At 51.8% G+C, this 20897-nt stretch carries 18 protein-coding genes and 1 pseudogene; 11 read left to right on the top strand and 8 right to left on the bottom strand.

Going from position 1 to position 20897, the window contains the following annotated elements:
* The first annotated feature begins 2 nt into the window (after nucleotides 1–2).
* On the top strand, nucleotides 3–641 hold the full coding sequence (locus NDA02_RS14100; protein ID WP_348255150.1) for an Npun_F5749 family FMN-dependent PPOX-type flavoprotein: 639 nt from the start codon (nucleotides 3–5) through the stop codon (nucleotides 639–641).
* 72 nt (nucleotides 642–713) lie between these two features.
* On the opposite strand, the gene cysE is transcribed toward NDA02_RS14100, so the two are convergent.
* The 6 genes from cysE to NDA02_RS14070 form a co-directional block, all read right to left on the bottom strand.
* On the bottom strand, nucleotides 714–1475 hold the full coding sequence (cysE, locus tag NDA02_RS14095) for a serine O-acetyltransferase (RefSeq protein WP_348246693.1): 762 nt from the start codon (nucleotides 1473–1475) through the stop codon (nucleotides 714–716).
* A 129-nt stretch (nucleotides 1476–1604) separates the two neighbouring features.
* Nucleotides 1605–1970 carry a resolvase gene (locus NDA02_RS14090; protein ID WP_348255148.1) on the bottom strand — a complete coding sequence of 122 codons (366 nt, stop codon included), beginning with the start codon at nucleotides 1968–1970 and terminating at the stop codon, nucleotides 1605–1607.
* Between the two features lie 170 nt (nucleotides 1971–2140).
* Nucleotides 2141–2464, bottom strand: a complete 324-nt coding sequence (locus NDA02_RS14085; RefSeq protein ID WP_348255147.1) for a hypothetical protein — start codon at nucleotides 2462–2464, stop codon at nucleotides 2141–2143.
* Between the two features lie 191 nt (nucleotides 2465–2655).
* Nucleotides 2656–3117 (bottom strand): hypothetical protein, encoded by a 462-nt coding sequence (locus NDA02_RS14080; RefSeq protein WP_348255145.1) that lies wholly within the window; start codon nucleotides 3115–3117, stop codon nucleotides 2656–2658.
* Between the two features lie 71 nt (nucleotides 3118–3188).
* Complete coding sequence (mutY, locus tag NDA02_RS14075) at nucleotides 3189–4373, bottom strand: A/G-specific adenine glycosylase (protein WP_348255143.1); 1185 nt, start codon at nucleotides 4371–4373, stop codon at nucleotides 3189–3191.
* A 59-nt stretch (nucleotides 4374–4432) separates the two neighbouring features.
* Nucleotides 4433–4774, bottom strand: a complete 342-nt coding sequence (locus NDA02_RS14070; RefSeq protein WP_190794177.1) for a DUF760 domain-containing protein — start codon at nucleotides 4772–4774, stop codon at nucleotides 4433–4435.
* 758 nt (nucleotides 4775–5532) lie between these two features.
* Here NDA02_RS14070 and NDA02_RS14065 point away from each other — a divergent pair.
* From NDA02_RS14065 to NDA02_RS14035, 7 genes and pseudogenes are all read left to right on the top strand, one after another.
* Nucleotides 5533–6894 (top strand): nicotinate phosphoribosyltransferase, encoded by a 1362-nt coding sequence (locus NDA02_RS14065; protein WP_190794160.1) that lies wholly within the window; start codon nucleotides 5533–5535, stop codon nucleotides 6892–6894.
* Nucleotides 6895–7118: 224 nt separating this feature from the next.
* Nucleotides 7119–7742, top strand: a complete 624-nt coding sequence (locus NDA02_RS14060) for a nicotinate-nucleotide adenylyltransferase (RefSeq protein WP_190794161.1) — start codon at nucleotides 7119–7121, stop codon at nucleotides 7740–7742.
* On the top strand, nucleotides 7679–8449 hold the full coding sequence (locus NDA02_RS14055) for an NUDIX domain-containing protein (RefSeq protein ID WP_190794162.1): 771 nt from the start codon (nucleotides 7679–7681) through the stop codon (nucleotides 8447–8449). Before NDA02_RS14060 ends, NDA02_RS14055 begins: the two co-directional genes overlap by 64 nt.
* Nucleotides 8450–8490: 41 nt before the next feature.
* A pseudogene (locus NDA02_RS14050) lies at nucleotides 8491–8622 on the top strand (nucleotidyltransferase domain-containing protein); the annotation flags it as partial.
* Between the two features lie 19 nt (nucleotides 8623–8641).
* A complete protein-coding gene (locus NDA02_RS14045) occupies nucleotides 8642–8881 on the top strand; it encodes a HepT-like ribonuclease domain-containing protein (protein WP_190794164.1) in 240 nt (79 codons plus the stop codon).
* Nucleotides 8882–8918: 37 nt separating this feature from the next.
* Complete coding sequence (locus tag NDA02_RS14040; RefSeq protein WP_190794165.1) at nucleotides 8919–10628, top strand: NAD+ synthase; 1710 nt, start codon at nucleotides 8919–8921, stop codon at nucleotides 10626–10628.
* A gap of 465 nt (nucleotides 10629–11093) precedes the next feature.
* The gene (locus tag NDA02_RS14035; RefSeq protein ID WP_190794166.1) at nucleotides 11094–12167 is read left to right on the top strand and encodes a Fe(3+) ABC transporter substrate-binding protein; all 1074 of its coding nucleotides are present in this window, start codon (nucleotides 11094–11096) and stop codon (nucleotides 12165–12167) included.
* Between the two features lie 262 nt (nucleotides 12168–12429).
* Here the strand turns inward: NDA02_RS14035 and NDA02_RS14030 are convergent, their stop codons facing one another.
* On the bottom strand, nucleotides 12430–13182 hold the full coding sequence (locus NDA02_RS14030; protein WP_190794167.1) for a hypothetical protein: 753 nt from the start codon (nucleotides 13180–13182) through the stop codon (nucleotides 12430–12432).
* 10 nt (nucleotides 13183–13192) lie between these two features.
* Between NDA02_RS14030 and NDA02_RS14025 the strand changes: the two genes are divergently transcribed.
* Complete coding sequence (locus tag NDA02_RS14025) at nucleotides 13193–14194, top strand: NAD-dependent epimerase (protein ID WP_190794168.1); 1002 nt, start codon at nucleotides 13193–13195, stop codon at nucleotides 14192–14194.
* A 133-nt stretch (nucleotides 14195–14327) separates the two neighbouring features.
* Here the strand turns inward: NDA02_RS14025 and NDA02_RS14020 are convergent, their stop codons facing one another.
* Nucleotides 14328–15380: an AI-2E family transporter gene (locus tag NDA02_RS14020; protein ID WP_190794169.1), complete on the bottom strand. Its 1053-nt coding sequence runs from the start codon at nucleotides 15378–15380 to the stop codon at nucleotides 14328–14330.
* A 412-nt stretch (nucleotides 15381–15792) separates the two neighbouring features.
* On the opposite strand from NDA02_RS14020, the gene NDA02_RS14015 reads away from it, so the two are divergent.
* Both NDA02_RS14015 and NDA02_RS14010 read left to right on the top strand, forming a co-directional pair.
* A complete protein-coding gene (locus tag NDA02_RS14015) occupies nucleotides 15793–17601 on the top strand; it encodes a proline--tRNA ligase (RefSeq protein WP_190794170.1) in 1809 nt (602 codons plus the stop codon).
* Between the two features lie 255 nt (nucleotides 17602–17856).
* Nucleotides 17857–20778, top strand: coding sequence for an EAL domain-containing protein (locus NDA02_RS14010; protein ID WP_190794171.1), 2922 nt, complete (start codon nucleotides 17857–17859; stop codon nucleotides 20776–20778).
* Nucleotides 20779–20897 lie beyond the last annotated feature (119 nt).

Here is a 20897-nt window from a genome sequence, read left to right as displayed (position 1 = left end):
ACGTGACTGAAACCCATTCCCTCATTTTGGCTCCCTGGCGGGCTGCTCTCACAGGCGCACTGCACCGCAATCGATCGCTAATCTACTCTCGCTATGCCCAGCTTGCCACTGTCCGATCTTCACCAACGCGATCGTCCCCTTCCGAAAATGGCTCAGGCGCGAGTTATCGTCCTGCTAATCGCACCGTCGTGTTTCGCGGCTTTCTGGACGACATGAATCAGCTTAAGTTTATTACCGACGATCGCAGCGATAAGACTGCCCAAATCGAGCAGAATCCGTGGGGCGAGCTGTGCTGGTATTTTCCCAAAACGCGAGAGCAGTTTCGTCTGCTGGGAACGTTGACGATCGTTCGGGCAGATTTTGACGATCGTACTTTGGTGCAGGCACGGCAGACCCAATGGCAGGATTTGTCAGATGCAGCTCGATTACAGTTTACCTGGGCAGCTTCGGGACAGTTACGAACTGCCGAAAGTGATTTTACTCCGCCGCCACCTGATGCGATCGAGCCTCCGCCTAACTTCTGTTTGCTGCTGCTCGATCCGGTTCAGGTCGATCATTTGCTGCTACGCGGCGATCCTCAAAATCGCTATGTTTATCAGAAAACGAACGACGAATGGACCAAGGAAGAAGTGAATCCCTGATGTAGGCTCCAGGAACCTATCGGGAAAGTGTTCAATCGCCTGTCGTGGGATTGCCTAGAGCTTGAAATTCTCCTAAATCCCCGAACCGTCGAGAAATTGCTCGATGATCTTGTCGTTGAGGCGACAGCTTGTTGTTACGGGAACGCGAGTGGAATCTTCAACCTTCACTTCAACTTTAGGCTGTGGGGCAGGAGGCTGTAATGCCTGTACCTGCTGTTCAAGTGCCTCAATCCGATCGAGTAATGCCCGGATCACCTGCGCTTCGGAGTCGGGTAGCTGACCGTGATCCAGCGGATCAACTCGTTCGCCTGCGCGATACACAATGCGTCCTGGAATGCCGACAACAGTGCAATCAGAAGGCACATTTCGCAGCACGACTGAGCCTGCGCCGATGCGGACATTATTGCCAATCTCGATATTGCCCAGCACCTTTGCCCCGGCTCCAACGACCACATTTTCGCCCAGAGTGGGGTGGCGTTTGCCGCTCTCTTTGCCCGTGCCACCCAAGGTGACACCCTGATAAATCAGCGCATAGTTGCCGACGATCGCCGTTTCGCCAATCACCACGCCCATCCCGTGATCGATAAAGACGCCCTGACCGATTTGTGCACCAGGGTGAATCTCAATCCCAGTCAGGAAGCGGGCAATGTGGGAAATCAGACGGGGAATAAACGGGATGTTCAGCTTATACAGCCGATGGGCAAACCGATGCAGCAGCAACGCCTGAAGACCGGGATAACAAAACATCACCTCCAGCCAGTTTCGTGCCGCAGGGTCACGATCGAAAATGATGCGGAAATCAGCCGTGAGCGAAGCAATCGCAGGATTTAGCACAAGCAGCTACCCCGGTTCCAAAAAATCTTTCAAGTTTAAAGGCTAATACATTTTGAGAACGGTTGGATGAGATGCAGGTTATGGAGAGATGAAATTTGCCGATAAAGGATATCCAATCGCGAATGAATCCTACGCTCGATCCTTCAACGCCGATCGCAGACTTTGAAGCTCGGTTAAAATTGCCCGCAGCAGATCGTGGGTGACGTTTTCGCTGGGCTGCTGCACCTCGATCGTCACTTGCTTGATGCCCAGCACATCCTGAGCAAAACGAGCGACTTCGTTGGGGTGAAACAAAAGCGGATCGTCTTTATTCACCCGCAGTTCCGGGTTAAGCTTCCGCGCATCGTAAGACGGATTGAGGTCAGAAGGATTAGTGTTGGCGTAGCGATAGACCGATGCTCGCGATCGATTCAGCGCCTTTTGGACTGCTTCCACCGTCATTAGTCCCTGAGCCGTCGCCTGAGCGTTTAATTGAGCATTCAACAAGTCGTCCATGAATTCACCCTTACCGAGGCAGTTCTTATGCTGCGATTAGCCTGTCCTAGTCTAAGACAAAAATCGCGGCTGTGTCAGGCAGTTGGATAAGTTGCTGATTTCTAAACTGTTCTGTTTTTGAGTGAGCAGGAATATATTGGGTGAGCGGAAATAAGGCGAACAGAGCCAGCCTATTCCTGGTTTAGCCCCAAAAAATCGATCGCCGCTTCCAATCGAGAAGAATATTTTTCAGCTAGCTTTTCAAAAAACAGAGCATTGCCGTTGTGAGGGTGAAGGCAGTTAAGCCACGCTTGCGCTTGTTGTGCGATCGCTTCTTGCCGCTGTTTTTCGGGCTGACGAGTTTCAGAATTTGTCGTGTGGGACGGTTCGAACTGGGGTGCTGGTAGTTGCTTCGAATTCAGCCAGGAGATAATCGATCGGCTTAACCGCAGAAGATTCAATCGGCGGCAGCGGGTTTGAAGATGAGGACGATCGCGCTGCTTCGCCTTGATCAAGCTGCTTTAGTAGCTCATCGATCGGGTCTGCCATATTCCAGATCACATTCTTCAGGTGAATGAATCTATCATTGCTTACGTTGTTTGAATCGACAATTCTTTTGAAGGCTCCTAAACCAGGAAACTGCTCCGGAATCAGGCTTTTGCCCAGAATTAACGTTAACCAGTGCGTTAGTTGAAATTAGCAGCGACTAGTGGCCTAGGCTATCCATGTAACGTTCCCAGCGTTGTCTTTGCTCATGCCTGTACCAGAGGAATGAATTTATTCCTCCCCAAAATCCTCCAATCGCCCAACCGGGAAGCCAAAGAACGAAGAGAATAAAAAGAAAATATGCCCCTTGTCCGAACGGATTTTCTGTATCTCCAGAATTTTTGTACAAGGTAGGCGCGAAGGCAGATGCTAAGGCGACTCCTATGATTCCGCTTGCTGCTAGTCCAAGGAATGTACCAACCAGCATGATTCCTCCCAAGCTGAATGCTTGTTTGACCGACCACCTGATTGACCAATTGAAGAAAGCATTCACACAGCTCAATATCACCGCAATTACCCCCACAATGAAAGCAATTGCCAGACCTAATGCTGCCTGCAATAGCAACACGTATGCTGTCACTACAAAGGTAGATTGAGGATTAGGAGAATTAACAATATGCAACGCCAGATAGATTAAGCTGGCGACACATAGACCTAGCCCAATTCGATTAATCCAGACTCTCCATCGCCTCATTACCGCTGTTGCTGTTTAATCGCCTCAATAATCTGCACGTTCGCCTGCGGAAAGGGAAATTGCTCCAGGTCAGCCACTTCTACCCAGCGCACCTCATCGCACTCGATCGCCTGCGGCTCTCCGCTCACATACTGGCAGTGATGCACGTTGAGCGTGACACGGAAGTGGGTGTAGGTGTGATCAATGGTAATGAGTCGATCGCCTACTGTAATTTCAATCCCGATCTCTTCCCGAATCTCGCGCACAATACAGGCTTCGACGGTTTCGCCTGGTTCGATCTTGCCGCCCGGAAATTCCCAGAGTCCGCCCAAGAGACCTTCCTGTTTGCGGCGATCGATCAAGATTTGTCCGCGATCGTTCCAGATGACGGCAACGCCAATTTGCTTATGAGGAGTCGGGGCACGCTTTTCAGAGACGGGCAGTTCGTTTTGCATATTGGTTTGATACGCCAGACAGTAAGGGTTCCAGGGACAGAGCAAACAGGCAGGATTTTTGGGGGTGCAGATGGTCGCGCCCAGATCCATAAATGCCTGATTAAAGTCGCAGGGCTGCTGGGGGTCGAGCAGGGAGGCTGAAACCTGCCAGAGGGCTTTGATTGCCTGACTCGGCGGAACGTTAATTCCCCTCAGCCGTGCCAGCACTCGCTTTACATTACCATCTAATATCGGTACAGCCTGGTTAAATGCGGCACTGAGAATTCCGCCTGCGGTGGTTTGTCCGATTCCGGGCAGGGACATCACAGATGGAAGATCCTGGGGAAATTTGCCGCCATGCTGAGCCAGGATGATTTGGGCGGCTCGGTGCAGATTGCGGGCGCGGGCATAATAGCCTAACCCCTGCCATGCCTTCAAAACCTGCTGCTGGTCTGCCTGGGCAAGGTGGGCGATCGTTGGAAACTGCTGCATCCAGTGTTCATAATACGGCATCACCGTTTTTACCTGGGTTTGCTGAAGCATAATCTCCGAAACCCAGATGGCGTAAGGATCACGGGTGCGTCGCCAGGGCAGATCTCGCCCCGATTCGCCATACCATCGCAGCAAGTTCTGCCGCAGGTCATGAATTTCGTGATTCGATAAATCCTTCCCAGGCTGATCAGCAGACAAACGAAAACCCGGCAGATCGATCGTTTGACCTACCGGATTGGGATTGTCGTTATAAGTCGGATGAAAAGAAGAGATGGGCATAGCTCCATTTTACGGATGAGCAATTATATTGCTCGGTTGCCTTGCCCGTTCCAGAAAACTTACGCTGCCTCGTCCTCGGTCAGGATCGCGCCTTGCAAGGATCTCTCAAAGTTCATGCGCTGCTCAGCACTGTGAATAAAATAGCCGCTCATCATTGCGGAAGCCAGCAGCCGACCCAGATCCTCACGGCTGGTCGTAATTGTCACGTCGAACTGCTCAGGGGGCAAACCGCCCAGAAGACCAATAATGTTGCGCTCCATCACTTGCAGCACTTCCCGCGATTGAGGTCGAGAAAGTTGAGCAACGGTTTCGGGGCTGAGGGACTGGACATATTGCCACAGTTCATTCGTTGTATTGCTGCCCTCAAAAAATTCTGATAGCCGTTTTGTTGCGTCGTTCACGTTGGGAACCTCATCCATGGTGGACAGTGGCTTGATGTATCAGGGATGCTCTCTGCTTGTTTCACCGATGACATCGCTCTGATGTCAATTAATGTAACAAGTTTTGAGGATCGATCGCAGTGGGCAGAACCGAACCGGAGCAGGGGAAGTTACACGACTTGAGGAAGTGAGAGGAAGTGAGGTCAACGCCATGATGAGTTGAGGGATTCTTCAACCGCATCAGGCAAAACTTGCGGAAGGATTTCATCGACCCTACAGGGACACTGATTCGGGAAAGCAGTGAGAGAAAGCCCGGTTTTTGCGACCACTAGTTCGATCGCTGTTTAGAATCACTCAGAAAAGTCGAGCAAGCCATATCCAGTTCAGCCATCGCCCTTCAGAGTATACAGGCTGCTCATACCCGAATTGCACAAGTTATCTCTGTTTAGAAATGCTGGATTGTGAGCACTAATGGGGAACATTAGCGATCGAAAATTTTAGTTCAACTCAATATAATCGGTTGGAGGTAGGATCATTTACAAAAGTTGAGTATTCAGCAGAATGATCTGGAGCACAGAACGCAATGCTTGTGTAATATCAGCTTTCTGTGACACGATCGAACCGAATCCTGCGAACGATTACCAAAACTTTTAGTAAATTTAACTATAATTAATAGGCTGATACTTACTAGGCTGATAGATTTTCCCGATCGGGACGATCGCTACACCCGTGCATCGAGTGTGAGCCATTCATTCTGAGCCATTTACCTTCCATTCCCTATGCCAGATACGGCACTGCTCCTGAACTCCCAGGATTACAGCCTACTCACCGATCTGTATCAGCTCACAATGGCTGCCTGCTATGTGGGAGAAGGCATCGCTGGGAAATGGGCAAGCTTTGAGCTGTTCACCCGTCGTTTGCCCGAAGACTTTGGCTACATCGTGGCAATGGGGCTGGCGCAGGCGATCGACTATCTGGAGCAGCTCAGTTTTAGCGCAGAACAAATTGCTGCCCTGCAAGCCACCGGAATCTTTGCCCATGTGCCCGATCGTTTTTGGGAGGTGCTGGCAAGCGGACGCTTCACAGGCGATGTCTGGGCAGTTCCTGAAGGCACAGTGCTGTTTGCCAATGAGCCGATGTTGCGGATTGAAGCTCCCCTGTGGCAGGCGCAAATCGTTGAAACTTGCTTGCTAAATCTCCTCAACTACCAAAGCTTGATTGCCACCAAAGCAGCGCGAATGCGAGACGTTGCCGGGTCTGCAAGCTTGCTCGAATTTGGCACAAGGCGGGCATTTGGTCCTCAAGCATCTCTCTTTGCAGCACGAGCGGCACTGGCAGCCGGATTTGATGCCACCTCAAACGTTCTTGCCGCCTTTCAGGTCGGGCAAAAGCCAAGCGGCACAATGGCACACGCTCTAGTCATGGCACTGGCTGCGCTTGAAGGAACCGAAGACGAGGCGTTTCAGGCATTTCACCGCTACTTCCCCGGCGCAACGCTGCTGATCGACACCTACGATTCGATCGCCGCAGCCCAGCGACTCGCTGTGGGCATCCAGCAAGAAAACCTCACCCTCAAAGCAGTCCGGCTCGACTCTGGCGATCTGGTTTCCCAGTCCCAGCAGATTCGTCAGCTTTTGCCCGATACGCGCATTGTGGCAAGCGGTGACCTTGATGAATTTGAAATCGATCGCCTTCAGATCGCAGGCGCACAAATCGACAGCTACGGCATTGGCACCAAGCTTGTCTCCGGCAACCCGATCAACGGCGTGTATAAACTGGTCGAGATCGACGGCATCCCGGTTATGAAAGCTTCCGAAGGCAAGGCCACCTACCCCGGACGCAAGCAGATTTTTCGCCGCATTGAGAAAGGACAGACTGAGCAGGGACAATTTAAGGGCGATCGACTGGGACTGATCAGCGAACCCCCCGAACCAAACGAACAGCCCGTCCTTCAGCCCGTTCTTAAGCAGGGTCAGCGCATCATCCCTCCTGAATCCCTGCAAACGATCGCCGATCGCACCCTCACCAATATCAACAGCCTACCTGAACCAATTCGCCGCATTCACCACCCGGAAACGATCGCCCCCCCAATCTCTGCTGCCCTGCAAGCCCTGATTGAGGAAACCAGGCGGAGAGTTTGAGGCAGAAATGGAATGAGGAGATAAGGAGGCGGAGAGTGAATTGGGTCTTGGGGTTTTCACAGTGGCGAAACAATGGCGAAATATTAGCGAAATAGTGGTGAATGTTGATATTGCAGGATTGAACCTATGAACACCTCCGATCGCTTTTAACGAATCGTTTGATCCATCGACAAATTCCTCCACCCCCATCCCGTCTAGCCCCTTACTCATCCACTCACTTACTCATGACCTCGATCGCCCTTTTCGGAACCAGCGCAGACCCACCAACCGCCGGACATCAGGCAGTTTTGGCTTGGCTGGCAGGTCAGTTTGATCAGGTAGCAGTCTGGGCATCCGACAATCCCTTTAAGTCTCACCAGACGCCGCTTGTTCATCGGGCAGCGATGCTGCAACTTTTGATCGAAGATATTGATCCGCCGCGCCACAATTTGTGCCTGGAGGCGGAATTGAGCCATCCCAGAGCATTGATTACGGTGCAGCGCGCCAGAGAACGCTGGCAGGACGCAGACTTTACGCTGGTCATTGGCTCTGATCTGGTGGCGCAGCTTCCCCGATGGTATTGCATTGAGGAACTGTTGCAGCAAGTTCGATTACTCGTGATTCCACGACCGGGCTATCCTTTAAGCGAGGTAGACTTAGAACCCTTGAGACAAATGGGAGCCAGCGTAACGATCGCCTCTATCCCCGTACCAGACGTTTCATCTACCGATTATCGGAAAACTAGAGACGCTGAAGCCGTCATTCCGCCGATCGAGGCATACATTCATCGAGAACAGCTCTACACATGGCAGGACGCAGCACCAAAAAATCTACCGACCCGTTGCGAAGCAGTTCCCCCAAAGAGGTAATCGCGGGAATTCTAGCCGACTTTAAAGTGGGTGTGGACAACGTGATTTTTTCAGTCGATACCGCGCAAAATCGGTTGCTGGTGCTGTTGGTGATGCGTCGGGAAGAGCCGTTTTTGGGACAGTGGAGCCTGCCTGGAACCCTTGTTCGAAAGGGTGAATCGCTCGAAGATGCGGCATATCGGGTGCTATCTGAAAAGATTCGGGTTGAAAATTTGTATCTGGAGCAGCTTTATACTTTTGGCGGACCCGATCGCGATCCGCGTGAAAGCCAGCATCAGTATGGCGTGCGCTATCTCTCGGTCAGTTATTTCGCGCTGGTACGCTTTGCCGAAGCCAAACTGATTGCAGACGGGGTGAGTGGCATTGCCTGGTATCCGCTTCAGCAGGTTCCGCCTTTAGCATTCGATCACAACCAGGTTTTACAGTATGGTTATCGTCGGCTTCGCAATAAGTTAGAGTACAGTCCTGTTGCCTTTGAAGTGCTGCCCGAACTGTTTACTCTCAGCGACTTATATCAGCTTTACACGACTGTTTTAGGCGAAAATTTCTCAGATTATTCTAATTTTCGATCGCGCCTGTTAAAACTCGGCTTTCTACAGGATACCGGAGTCAAAATCTCACGCGGAGCCGGACGGCCTGCCAGCCTTTATCGGTTTGATGCCGATGCGTTTGCTCCTTTTAAGGACAAGCCGTTAGTCTTTATTTAGCAAAGGTCTTTTTTAGCAAAGATAGAGTAGGAAAAGTTAGGATGAAAATTGAGGAATTCATCAGAGAAAAACGCGAAGAGATTTTAGCAATTGCTGCCCAGCATAAAGCTTTAAATGTTCGTATCTTTGGCTCTGTTGCAAGAGACGAGGCAACAAATCATAGCGACATTGACTGCACTAGCAAGCGACAAAATGTGGCAGGACGCGATCGAGCGAAATTTAGAAGTCATTAGCAAAGCGACTAAAAGAACCTCTCAGACATTAAAAACAGCTCACCCTCAAATTCCCCAGAAACAAATTGCTGGAATGCGAAATCTTTTAATTCATGACTCTGGAAGGGTTGATTTTCAAAAAGTTTGGCAAGTGATTGAACAAGATTTAGCTGAATTTAAAGTGAATCCTCTAGCTATTCTTTATCAGCTAAGCGAGTAATTCTTTTTCCTACATTCTTGTAACTCTTGTAATTCCTATGAAAATTGCCATTGCTCAGCTCAATCCTACGATCGGCGATCTTTCCGGCAACGCCCGCCAAATTCTCGAAGCAGCTCAACAGGCAGCGAGTCAAGGTGTTTCTCTCCTACTGACGCCAGAGCTTTCCCTTTGCGGCTATCCGCCTCGCGATTTGCTGCTTCAGCCTGCGTTTGCACGATCGATGGCAGACACGCTAAACCAATTAGCAAAAGATTTGCCCCCTCAAATCGCCGTTCTGGTTGGAACCGTGGTTCCCAACGATCGCGCTGTTCAAACCGGAGGCAAACCGCTGTTTAACAGCATTGCGCTGCTGCAAGATGGCGATGTTCAGCAGTATTTCCACAAGCGGCTGTTGCCCACCTACGATGTGTTCGACGAAGATCGCTACTTCGAGCCGGGGCAGGCAAGCATGGCATTTGCGATCGACTCGCTCAAAATTGGCGTCACCATCTGCGAAGACCTGTGGAACGACGAAGAATTTTGGGGCAAGCGCAGCTATGAAGCCAGCCCGATCGAGGATCTGGTGGCTCAGCAGGTGAATCTAATCGTCAATTTATCTGCCTCTCCCTTTCATATGGGCAAGCAAAGAATTCGCCAAGCCATGCTGCACCATGCGGCGATTCGCTACCAGACTCCGATTATTTATGCTAATCAGGTAGGCGGCAACGATGATCTGATTTTTGACGGCAACAGCAGCGGCTTCGATCGCCGGGGTGAAATGACCTGCCGAGCAAATGCCTTCGAGCCGGATCTGGTCCTGGTTGAATATGATCACACGCAGCAGGATTTGTGCCTCAATCCCAACCAGATCGCGCCGCAGCCTGAAAATGACGACGCCGAAATGTGGTCTGCGCTGGTGCTGGGCTTGCGGGACTACGTGCGAAAGTGCGGCTTCTCGAAGGTTGTGCTGGGCTTAAGCGGCGGGATTGACTCTTCGCTGGTGGCAGCCGTGGCAATGATGGCGATCGGTGCAGAAAATGTGCTGGGAGTTTTGATGCCGTCGCCCTACAGTTCCAAGCACTCGATCATCGATGCCGTGCAGCTCGCGCAGAATCTGGCGATTAAAACCGAGATATTGCCGATCGGCGACCTGATGCAAAGCTACGATCGCACGCTGGCAGAGCTGTTTGCAGATACAGAGTTTGGGCTGGCGGAAGAAAATTTGCAGTCGCGGATTCGTGGCAATCTGCTGATGGCACTCTCGAATAAATTTGGGCATCTGCTGCTGTCTACGGGCAATAAATCCGAAATGGCGGTTGGCTACTGCACCCTCTACGGCGACATGAACGGCGGACTGGCGGTAATTGCAGATGTGCCTAAAACGAAGGTTTATTCCATTTGCCAATGGCTCAACTCCACTGGGCAAAAGCTGATTCCGGCTCATGTTATCGTCAAGCCGCCCAGCGCAGAACTCAAGCCCGGGCAGGTCGATCAAGACTCGCTGCCGTCCTACGACATCCTCGATGATATTCTGCATCAGTTTATCCACGACAATCGATCGCCCGACGAGATTGTTGCAAGTGGGCACGATGCTGCCACGGTCGAGCGTGTGATCAAACTCGTGATTCGCGCCGAATTTAAGCGCAAACAGGCTCCTCCTGGCTTAAAAGTCACCGATCGCGCCTTTGGCACAGGCTGGAGAATGCCAATCGCCAATCGATGGCTACCCGCGGCTGCTCATCCGGCTGCGATCGCCATCAAACCCTAGCCAAAGAGAGCCTGCGAAGAATTTAGGGAAATCGAAAAAGCGGTACTCCCGGCAATCAAATGGGTCAAATCTCCTTTCCCACTGTGGCGGCTGGGGATAGCTCGAGCTGCGATCGCCGTTTTTCGTTGTCTTTCCAGAATTCAATCCGAACTTTAATCTAGAATTCAATCCGAACTTAAACAAGATATCTTGTCAACAAACTTTCGATGCCATATGGCACTCTTTCTAAAGAGTTGCGAATTTTGCTGCGCGGTTTTGGCTCAAGCAATTGCTGTATTAGGATTCTGCTCCAGAAGCAGCGCTCGCCGTTTCAGTAATTTTTCTAAAAAGCAGAGCCAGTTTAGTGAGAATGAGTTGCAATAAGTGTACAATGAGTCTCCAGCAGCGAAACCGACCACCCGTCAGGCAATCTGCTGCAAATATCACAACTGTGCATACTCTTTTACCTCGACTCTTCAACGGGATATGAACAAAATTACGCGACGCGCTTTTTTGTGTGGGGGTGCTGCAACGGCAGCCGTGGCGATTGGTCAAGCAGGGAAAGCAAAGGCTCAATCTCCGGTGGTTCGCACTGCTCAGGCTCAGAATGTGCTGAATCTTTATTCTGGGCGGCACTATGACACCGACACCGCCCTCTACGAAAGTTTCACTGCTAAAACAGGCATTCGCGTCAACCTGATCGAAGCTGAAGCCGACGCGCTGATCGAGCGGATCAAAAGCGAAGGAGCAAACAGTCCAGCCGATGTGCTGATTACCGTCGATGCCGGACGGCTCTGGCGCGCAGCAGAGCAAGAAAGACTGTTACAGCCGATCGACTCTGCAGTGATTCGGCAGGCAGTCCCCGAAAATCTGCGCCATCCTGATGGACTGTGGGTGGGTTTGTCGAAGCGGGCGCGAGTGATCATGTACGACAAAACCAAGGTCAACCCGGCAGAGCTTTCGACTTACGAAGCGTTGGCAGACGAGCGATGGAAAGGACAAATTCTGGTGCGCTCCTCCAGCCATGTTTATAACCAGTCGCTGGTTGGTTCGATGCTGCAAGCCAATGATGCCGCCAGAACAGAAGCCTGGGCAAGAAGCGTGGTGGCAAACTTTGCTCGTGAACCCGAAGGCAATGATACTGCCCAAATCCAAGCTTGTGCTGCGGGAGTAGGGTCGATCGCCATTGTCAACACTTACTATTTGCCTCGCCTTGCCAAGTCTGAAGATCCGGCAGAAAAGGCGATCGCAGAAAAAATTGGCGTATTCTTCCCCAACCAGCGCGATCGGGGAGCGCACGTTAACATCAGCGGCGGCGGCGTGTTAAAGACGGCTCCCAACCCGGAAGCAGCCGTGCAATTCCTGGAGCATCTGGTCAGCCGCGAGTCGCAGGAAATTTTTGCCAAGAGCAACAACGAATATCCGGTCGTGGAAGGCGTATCCCTTGACCCAGTTCTGGCAAGCTACGGCAGATTCCGCGATGATGCGATCAATGCAAGCGTCTTTGGACGAAACAACCCAGCAGCTCTCCAGATTATGGATCGGGCAGGCTGGAAGTAGTTCTGTGGGTCTTGAAGCCATATCCCCTCGTTCCTACTTCAGACCCATCCCCTCCTGCAAGGGCAAGGGTGGGTCGATGATGCTCAATCACTCTTCAGGAGTGGTAACGGCAAAGCGATCGGTTGCTTTGCAGTAACGCGCAGGAATTATGGCGGAACCTAGAGCGCTCGGTTCTCAGGCACATTCCCCCTTCACAATTCCCCTTCACACCAGCGGAGGGGCTTTTTTGTGCCTTTGCTGCCCGCAGACCTGCCTGAATTTTCTATGGCATCCATTCCAGCCCGATTCCGACCCGGCTATCTTTACGCCGTGGGGCGTTTTGCTGCTGCACATCGGCAGAGACACGCAGGTGCGGTGTGACCGCGTAGCCTACAGAAAGCGTTGTGAGTCCAACTTCTGATTCTGAACCGGGCGCGACCCAGCTTTGGCTCAGCACAACATCAGCGGCTCCGGTTCTGGATAGGGCAAGGATGAGTCGGACTCCCACATTCACGCCGTCGGTTGTGCCGTCAACAGTTTCGATATGGCGATAACCTACGATCGGCGCAAGATTAACATTGCTGCCCAGGGGCAAAACGTAATAGTGCAAATCGGCTCCATAGGATTCGATTGGGCGATCGAAGGCAGTTTGATACTGTGCGCTAAGGGTCAGGGGCGATCGACCGAGAAACACATCTTCCACGCCCACCAGAACCCCGGCTGCCTGTTCGCTGGCAGGATACTGGGAATACAAGAGTCTCAGGCGCGTCCGAAAACTAGGATCGCTGCGAATTTGCGATCGCACATCCGGCACTTCATTTAGCCATCGCTGCAAAACTGGACTATTTTCGATGATGCTGGGATCCAGATCGATGGACTGCTCAGTCCTAGAAGCAGGACTTTCTTCAGGAGACGCAGTAGGCTGAGCCTCGGCTGAAACGACTCCTGCTAGGATGAACCCTATGCTCAACAGCGCAGATTTTAGAAGGGCAGATTTTAGAAGGGCAGACTGAATGCCCACCGTCAGATTCGTCATCGAAACCATCATGCAAGTATTAGTCACTGGAGTTGCCGGATTCATAGGCTATCATCTCGCCGAGCGGCTATTAGCAAACGGCTTTGCGGTTTATGGCATCGATAACCTGAACGAATACTACGATGTCAACCTGAAGAAAGCGAGACTGGCAAGACTGACGGATAAACCAGGATTTACGTTTCAGTATCTTGACCTGAGCAATCGATCGGAAATAGCCAACCTGTTTCAGCAGCAGCAGTTTGATTATGTGATAAATCTGGCAGCGCAGGCGGGCGTCCGCTATTCGCTCAGCAACCCCTGGGCGTATGTAGACAGCAACGTCACAGGGTTCGTAAATTTGCTGGAGGGCTGTCGTCAGAGCCAGATCCAGCATCTTGTTTTTGCCTCTTCTAGTTCGGTCTATGGCATTAATCCCAAAGTGCCTTTCTCCACCAGCGATAACGTCGATCACCCCATTTCCCTCTACGCTGCCACCAAAAAAGCCAACGAACTGATGGCTCACACCTACAGCCATTTGTATGGGCTGCCTACGACCGGACTCCGCTTTTTCACCGTTTATGGAGCCTGGGGACGACCGGATATGGCATATTTCAAATTTGTGCAGGCGGTAGAGTCGGGTCAGGCGATCGATGTTTACAATCACGGCGAAATGCAGCGCGACTTTACTTATATTGATGACGTAATTGAAGGGGTGGTGCGCGTTATGCAAAACCCGCCTCATTCCGGTAACTCTAATGTAGCCAGCCAGGCTCCCTACAAGCTCTACAACATCGGCAATCATCAGCCCGTGTCACTGCTGCGCTTTATCGAAGTGATCGAGCAAACCCTCGGCAAAACCGCCCAAAAGAACTTCCTGCCGATGCAGCCCGGAGACGTGCCCACGACTTACGCTGATGTCGCTGACCTGATGCGCGATGTTGGCTTCCAGCCCAGCACCCCGATCGAAACCGGAATTGCTCGCTTTGTGGAATGGTATCGATCGTATTACGGCAGTTCAGAACGACAGCGTTAAACCAGAAGTAAAACCAGAGACAAAACCAGAAGTAAAACCAGGGATAAGGGAAGGGTCAATTCAAGGGGCTGCCTAACGGGGTCAAACTCAACCCTTTATCCTTGGATTCAGCGGATTCAGCAACGTCGCAAATTTATCCTTGTGTCTTTTCGTCGAGCGTGTCTTCGCTATCTCCTGCACCAATCAGAGTGGCGAGAATTTGGCTGTCCGGGAACGTTTCGAGCGCGAGTTTTTTGATCAGCACGGTCAGCGGCAACGCCAGAAATGCACCGATCGGACCCAGAATCCACGTCCATAAAATGACTGCCAGAAAAGTGGTCAGCGTTGATAAATCCAAGCCGCGACCCAGATAGCGTGGACCCACCACCACATCAAAAAAGTTATTAATCAGGGCATAGCCAATAAACACGATCGCCGCCTTCACAAACCCAAACTCCAGCAACGCCAGCACCAGCGGCGGAACCAGCGCAATCACATAGCCAATGTTAGGAATAAAGTTAAACAAAAACGACAGCACGCCCCACAGCACGGCAAAATCCACGCCCAGAAACAGCAGCAGAATCGTTTGTCCGATCGCCGACATTCCCCCCAGCCAGCTTTTGATCAGCAGATAAACGCTAATGCTGCGGCTAAAGGCAGTCAAGCGAGCCAGCATCGGATTTCTAGCTCCTAAACCACGCTTCAGCTTGTTGGAAAAGCTCGATGCCCCGATCAGCATATAAATAAAGATGAACAGGGTTAAGCCTGCGTTGCTGAGCGTGCCGATCAGTCCGCGAATAAAGGCGATCGTAAGCTGAATAATGCGTCCCGGATTGATCAAATCAAGCTGAAAAATGTCTTCCTGCTGGATACCAAAGCGAGCAAGCTGCTGCTGCATGAGCGCAAACTGAGTTTCCAGCAACGGGCGATACTGCGGCAGTGCCTCTGAGAGCTGAGCGACCGAAATCCCGAGAAACACAACCAGCACCAGCCCGATCGCAATGACGCCCAGAATCACAATCATGTAAGCTAGCCAACCCGGAACTCGCTTATGCCGCAGCCAAGCCAAAAGCGGCGAACACACCAGCACAATAAACAGCGACAGCAAAATCGGGCTGAGCAAACCAGATGCTGCCTTTAAGCCCGCGATCACAATGACCAGACTGGCTAGGCTGACGAGTAGGCGAGTGAGAGAGCGATCGGCCATAGGGAGTGGATGGGGGGATGGGAAGCGAAGTGGATGACGGGATGGAGAGTAGAGCCTAGGATGGGTTAGCGCAGCGTAATGCAGCAGCTTCGGGCGTTGGGCAGCGGTGAAGACCGTGAGGTGAGGACGATAGGGTGAGGAGTGTAGGGTGAGGACTCTATTACGAGCATACGGGCGGAGTGGAGGAAAGCAGAAAGAGAATTGCTATTAGGAATCTTGCCCCGATCGCGTAATGACCAAAACACTCCTGAAAAAGCCTGTTTCGCAGCATTATACGGGAAGGAATGGAGGATACAGGAAGGAATAGAGGCGATCGCAGAATTGTCGCCAGAATTCAAGCACTTCGCGCAAAGCAGAATTAGACGTGAGATAAACTGAAGAATCGAACTTCTGCACGAAAAGGGAACCGATTATGCGACTGTCTCAAATGCTGTTTGTCACCCTGCGGGAAGATCCGGCAGAGGCAGAAATCCCCAGCCACAAGCTTTTGGTGCGGGCGGGCTATATTCGGCGGATTGGCAGCGGCATTTATGCGTATTTGCCGATGATGTGGCGCGTGCTGCAAAAGGTTTCCCAGATTGTGCGCGAAGAGATGAACGCTGCCGGGGCACAGGAAACATTGCTGCCGCAGCTTCAGCCGTCGGAACTGTGGAAAGAGTCGGGACGGTGGGACACTTATACCCAGGCAGAAGGCATTATGTTTGCCTTTCCCGATCGCCAGAAGCGAGAAGTGGCTTTGGGACCGACGCATGAAGAAGTGATTACGGCGGTCGCCCGCGATATGATTCGCTCGTATCGTCAGTTGCCGGTTAATCTGTATCAGATTCAGACCAAGTTCCGGGATGAGATTCGTCCCCGCTTTGGCTTGATGCGTGGCAGAGAATTCATCATGAAAGATGCCTACTCCTTTGATCTGGATGAAGTGGGCATGAAGGAGTCTTATCGCAAGATGCACGATGCCTATCATCGAATTTTGACGCGCTGCGGACTGGAGTTTCGCGCCGTCGATGCGGATTCGGGGGCGATCGGCGGTTCCGGCTCTCAAGAATTCATGGTGCTGGCAGCAGCAGGCGAAGACGAAGTGCTGTACACCGAAGACGGTCAGTACGCCGCAAACGTAGAAAAAGCGGTTTCCCTGCCGCCCGACGCGGAGCCTTCGCCCTTTGAGAAATTTGAAAAGCGCGATACGCCTAACACGCCCACGATCGAAAGTCTGGCAAAATTCCTGAATTGCTCTCCAACGGCGATCGTCAAGAACGTACTGTATCAGGTGGTTTACGATAACGGCAAAACGGTGCTGGTAATCGTCAGCATTCGAGGCGATCAGGATGTGAACGAGGTGAAGCTGCAAAACGAACTGACCAAACTGGCAGGACAGTACGGCGGCAAAACGATCATTGCCCTATCCGTTCCCTCGGCCGAAGAGCAGCAAAAATGGGCAGCGAAAGCACTGCCGCTGGGATACATGGCTCCCGACCTCAACGATGACTACATTAAGCCTCTTAAAGACCTGGAGCCGAAGTTCTTGCGATTGGTTGATAAGACAGCTGTAGATTTGCAGCTTTTTGTTACGGGATCTAATGAAACCGATCGCCACGTTGTCGGCGCGAACTGGGGCACTCAATTCAAACTGCCGCCGCTGCAAGTCGATGTGCGAAAGGCAAGCGCAGGCGATCGAGCCATGCACGATCCCAATCAGACGCTCCAGACAGCGCGAGGCATTGAAATCGGGCATATCTTCCAGCTTGGAACCAAATACTCGAAGGCAATGGGCGCGACCTTTACCAGCGAACAGGGTGAAGAACTGCCCTTTGTAATGGGCTGCTACGGCATCGGCGTATCTCGATTGGCGCAGTCTGCGGTAGAGCAGTCCTATGACAAAGACGGCATCGTGTGGCCCGTTGCCATTGCACCCTATCAGGCGATCGTCGTCATTCCCAATGTCAACGATACAGATCAAGTGTCGGCGGCAAACGTGATTTATACCGAGCTAAGCCGGGCTGGCGTTGAGGTAATGCTCGACGATCGCGATGAGCGGGCTGGCGTGAAGTTTAAAGATGCGGATCTGATTGGCATTCCTTACCGGATTGTGACAGGTCGATCCCTCCAGCAGGGCAAAGTCGAAGTCGTTCGTCGGGCAACTCGGGAATCTCAGGAAATCTCCATTCATGAAGTTGTTCCAACGATCAAACGCTGGCTGGAAGAAGCGGTCAAGGGTTAAGGTCTGGGGTTAATCCACCTTCTGAGCTGAAATCGTTCCGAATCGTTGTTTCCTTTTTTATATCTTTGGGAATGCGCTAAGTTTCTATACCAAGTTGAGCCAGCAAAACATCAGGAGAGTAAAATTCACGCTTTTTTCATCTGCCTAAAGTGTGTAATGTGAACTTTTTTGAGATTCTGTTAGCAATTCTTCTCTAAGCCTCATCTTAGAAATAGAACTTTATTGCTGAACTCAGCAGGTAGGGAAACACCGATCATGTCAGAAACCGCTTTCGACCAAGAGCATTTGCTTCATTGCATTACAAGTCGGATTCGCCAATCGCTTGAGCTGCAGGAGATTTTAACCACAGCAGCCCAAGAGATTCGAGGTTTTCTTGACATCGATCGTGTTAAAGTGTACCGCTTTGAGCCAGATGGAAGTGGGATCGTTATTGCAGAGTCGATTCAGGATGCACGCTTGCCTTCTTTGCTGGGCTTGCGCTTTCCTGCTGGAGATATTCCGTCTCAGGCACGAGAACTTTTTCTCCGAACCCGGCAGCGCGTGATTGTTGATGTTTCCGCACAGCGCAAAACACTCAATGCCCTCGACTGCCAGGAAACCGGGCAACCCCTTTTGATCGAGGATCTGCGGTACGCGCCTGTTGATCCGTGCCATGTGCAGTATTTGCTGGCAATGGGGGTGATGGCATCGTTAGTTTTGCCGATCGTGCATAAGCAGCAGCTCTGGGGTCTGGTGGCAATTCATCATGCTTCGCCTCGCCACTTTTCTAAGCAGGAGTTGCAGATGGTGCAGCTTTTGATTGATCAGGTATCGATCGCCATTGCTCAATCCACGCTGCTTAAGCAGGTTCAACAGCAGGCGTATCACGAAGCGACGATTAATCGCATCAGCAGTTTGCTGCATTGCCCCTTGAGCCAGGCTGAAATTCGTCAGGTGGTTTTAGAGGAAACGGTCAAAGCTCTGGACGGCTCAGGAGGACGGCTTTATCTGGTGGCAGAACCGGGGGGAGAACCAGCACAGCTTTACACCTTTGGCGAACAGCCGAGCGAAGCCTTTATTGAAGAGGGCTGCGGATGGCAGCAGGTAATGGGTGGGCAGTACCCTTTACCCGATCAACCTGTCACAGATTATGCAGTGGCGACGATCTGGAAACCCTCTGGACATGCCCTCATGCCGCTCAGCTTTCTCGGGCAAACGATCGCAGCTCGGGGGATTACAGAACGAAACATGACAAGGCAAACCCTGAGCCAGCAAAATGATCGTGGGCAAGGTTCCAGGGAAAGTGTTTATTCAGAAAATGGAGGACTGTTGCCTCCCGCAATGTTCACCAATCTGTTTCAAGATCCTCAGTTTCGGCCCCTTGCCGCTGCTTTTCAATCGACTCCGATTCGCTCGGTGCTGGTGATTCCGCTTCAGTATCATCATCAGCGTGTGGGTTGGCTGAGCGTGTTCCGCAACGGCTATGACACCGAAATCCTGTGGGCGGGTCGTCAAAATCCTGATGAGCGCAATCAGTTTCCTCGTCGGTCTTTTGAGGCATGGCGCGAGCTGAAAACCGATCAAAGTCCCGAATGGAGCCAGGAAGTCGTCAAGCTGGCACAAACGATCGGGATTCACCTGTACATGGCAACCATGCAAAAACGGGTGGAGGAACTGCTGCGCCACGAAGCCTCCCACGATCGCCTGACCAAGCTGCCCAATCGGCTATTGTTCGACGAACAGCTTTCTCTGGCACTGGTGTCGGCGCAACAGCGAGGAGAAACGCTTGCCGTGGCTTTTCTGGATCTCGATCGCTTTAAGACTGTAAACGACACGCTGGGACACGCTGTAGGAGATCAGTTGCTTCAGCAGGTGACCAAGCGGCTTCAGGGCTGTTTACGCCAGTGCGATACCATCTCACGCTGGGGAGGAGACGAATTTACGCTGCTGTTTCCCCACATCGGCTATGTGGATGATGTGAATAAGCTGACCCAGCGCGTCCTGGATGTGTTGAGTGCACCCTTTTATCTGGAAAGCCAGGAACTCTATGTGTCTGCCAGTTTGGGCATTGCCCTCTTTCCCTACGACGGTGAAGATGTCGAAACCCTGCTAAAACACGCTGATACTGCGATGTACCGCGCTAAGCAGCAAGGTCGCAACAATTATCAGATTTATTCTCCAGAAATGAATCTGCAGGCACGAGAACGCCTGGAACTTGAAACCGACCTGCGAAAGGCAATGATCAAAAACGAGTTTCTGCTGCACTATCAGCCCCAGGTGGATATTTACACAAGCGAGATTTCCAGCATGGAAGCCCTGATTCGCTGGCAGCATCCTCAGCTTGGACTGGTTCCCCCCAATCAATTTATTCCCCTCGCTGAAGAAACGGGATTAATTGGGGCGATCGGAGCCTGGGTGATTGAGACGGCGTGTGCACAACATCAGGCGTGGCGGGCTGCGGGTCTGCCGCCGATCCGGGTTGCGGTGAACCTTTCTGCCGATCAGTTTCAGCAGCGCAATTTGGTGAAAACGATCGTGCAAATCCTCCAGAAAACAAAGGTCGAGCCGCAGTATTTAGAGCTAGAAATCACCGAAAGCATGGCAATGCAGGACGTTAACTTCACCATTTCCGTCTTGCAGGAACTTCAGCGCATGGGCATCCAGATTGCAATGGATGACTTCGGCACGGGCTACTCGTCGCTCAACTCGATCAAGCATCTTCCCCTGAACACGCTCAAAATTGACAAGTCTTTTGTGCGCGATTTGATTACCGATCCAAGCGATACAGCGATCGCCAAAGCAGTTGTGGCATTGGGGCAGGGGCTAAATCTGAAGACGCTTGCAGAGGGTGTGGAAACGGTGGAGCAGCTTGAATTTTTGCGCCTCCTGGGGTGTGATGTAGCACAGGGCTATTTGTTCAGTAAACCCCTCCCTGCCGAAGCAGTCGTTGACTTTGTGCTAAATCATACCAACGCGGTCACCTCACGGATTCAGCTAGAAGCGGCTGAGCTGCCAAAACGGAACAATTCAACCCCACCCAAAGCCAATCCTGCATCCCCCGCCGGATATCCAGAATGCAAACACTGTCCCCATGTAAAATCGCTTCAGGTTTCCGTGAAGGACTTAAAACAGCAGCTCAAGCAGCACAAGAAAATTGAGGGGACGCTTCGTCAGCAGTGGAGGCACCGATCGCGATGAGACTGGGTGCTGTCTTGCTGATCATCGTCCTTTGCGGTGTAACCCCATCCCTGCCCACTGACTCACTTCTCCACCTTTCTAGCAGGGGTCAATTTCTGGTAGCTTAAAGCATGAGTTAT

It is taken from the genome of Leptolyngbya sp. ST-U4, assembly GCF_039962215.1.
Classification (GTDB): domain Bacteria; phylum Cyanobacteriota; class Cyanobacteriia; order Elainellales; family Elainellaceae; genus Leptolyngbya_A.
Note: the sequence above shows the minus strand (reverse complement) of the source record. Positions and strands in the feature narration are given on the sequence as shown.

What these genes read in the sequence shown, in the direction of transcription:
- NDA02_RS14090 (WP_348255148.1), bottom strand. Translation starts at nt 1,970, where the DNA reads ATGGACGACTTGTTGAATGCTCAATTAAACGCTCAGGCGACGGCTCAG.
- mutY (WP_348255143.1), bottom strand. Translation starts at nt 4,373, where the DNA reads ATGCCCATCTCTTCTTTTCATCCGACTTATAACGACAATCCCAATCCG.
- NDA02_RS14065 (WP_190794160.1), top strand. Translation starts at nt 5,533, where the DNA reads ATGCCAGATACGGCACTGCTCCTGAACTCCCAGGATTACAGCCTACTC.
- NDA02_RS14060 (WP_190794161.1), top strand. Translation starts at nt 7,119, where the DNA reads ATGACCTCGATCGCCCTTTTCGGAACCAGCGCAGACCCACCAACCGCC.
- NDA02_RS14055 (WP_190794162.1), top strand. Translation starts at nt 7,679, where the DNA reads ATGGCAGGACGCAGCACCAAAAAATCTACCGACCCGTTGCGAAGCAGT.
- NDA02_RS14045 (WP_190794164.1), top strand. Translation starts at nt 8,642, where the DNA reads ATGTGGCAGGACGCGATCGAGCGAAATTTAGAAGTCATTAGCAAAGCG.
- NDA02_RS14040 (WP_190794165.1), top strand. Translation starts at nt 8,919, where the DNA reads ATGAAAATTGCCATTGCTCAGCTCAATCCTACGATCGGCGATCTTTCC.
- NDA02_RS14035 (WP_190794166.1), top strand. Translation starts at nt 11,094, where the DNA reads ATGAACAAAATTACGCGACGCGCTTTTTTGTGTGGGGGTGCTGCAACG.
- NDA02_RS14030 (WP_190794167.1), bottom strand. Translation starts at nt 13,182, where the DNA reads ATGACGAATCTGACGGTGGGCATTCAGTCTGCCCTTCTAAAATCTGCC.
- NDA02_RS14025 (WP_190794168.1), top strand. Translation starts at nt 13,193, where the DNA reads ATGCAAGTATTAGTCACTGGAGTTGCCGGATTCATAGGCTATCATCTC.
- NDA02_RS14020 (WP_190794169.1), bottom strand. Translation starts at nt 15,380, where the DNA reads ATGGCCGATCGCTCTCTCACTCGCCTACTCGTCAGCCTAGCCAGTCTG.
- NDA02_RS14015 (WP_190794170.1), top strand. Translation starts at nt 15,793, where the DNA reads ATGCGACTGTCTCAAATGCTGTTTGTCACCCTGCGGGAAGATCCGGCA.
- NDA02_RS14010 (WP_190794171.1), top strand. Translation starts at nt 17,857, where the DNA reads ATGTCAGAAACCGCTTTCGACCAAGAGCATTTGCTTCATTGCATTACA.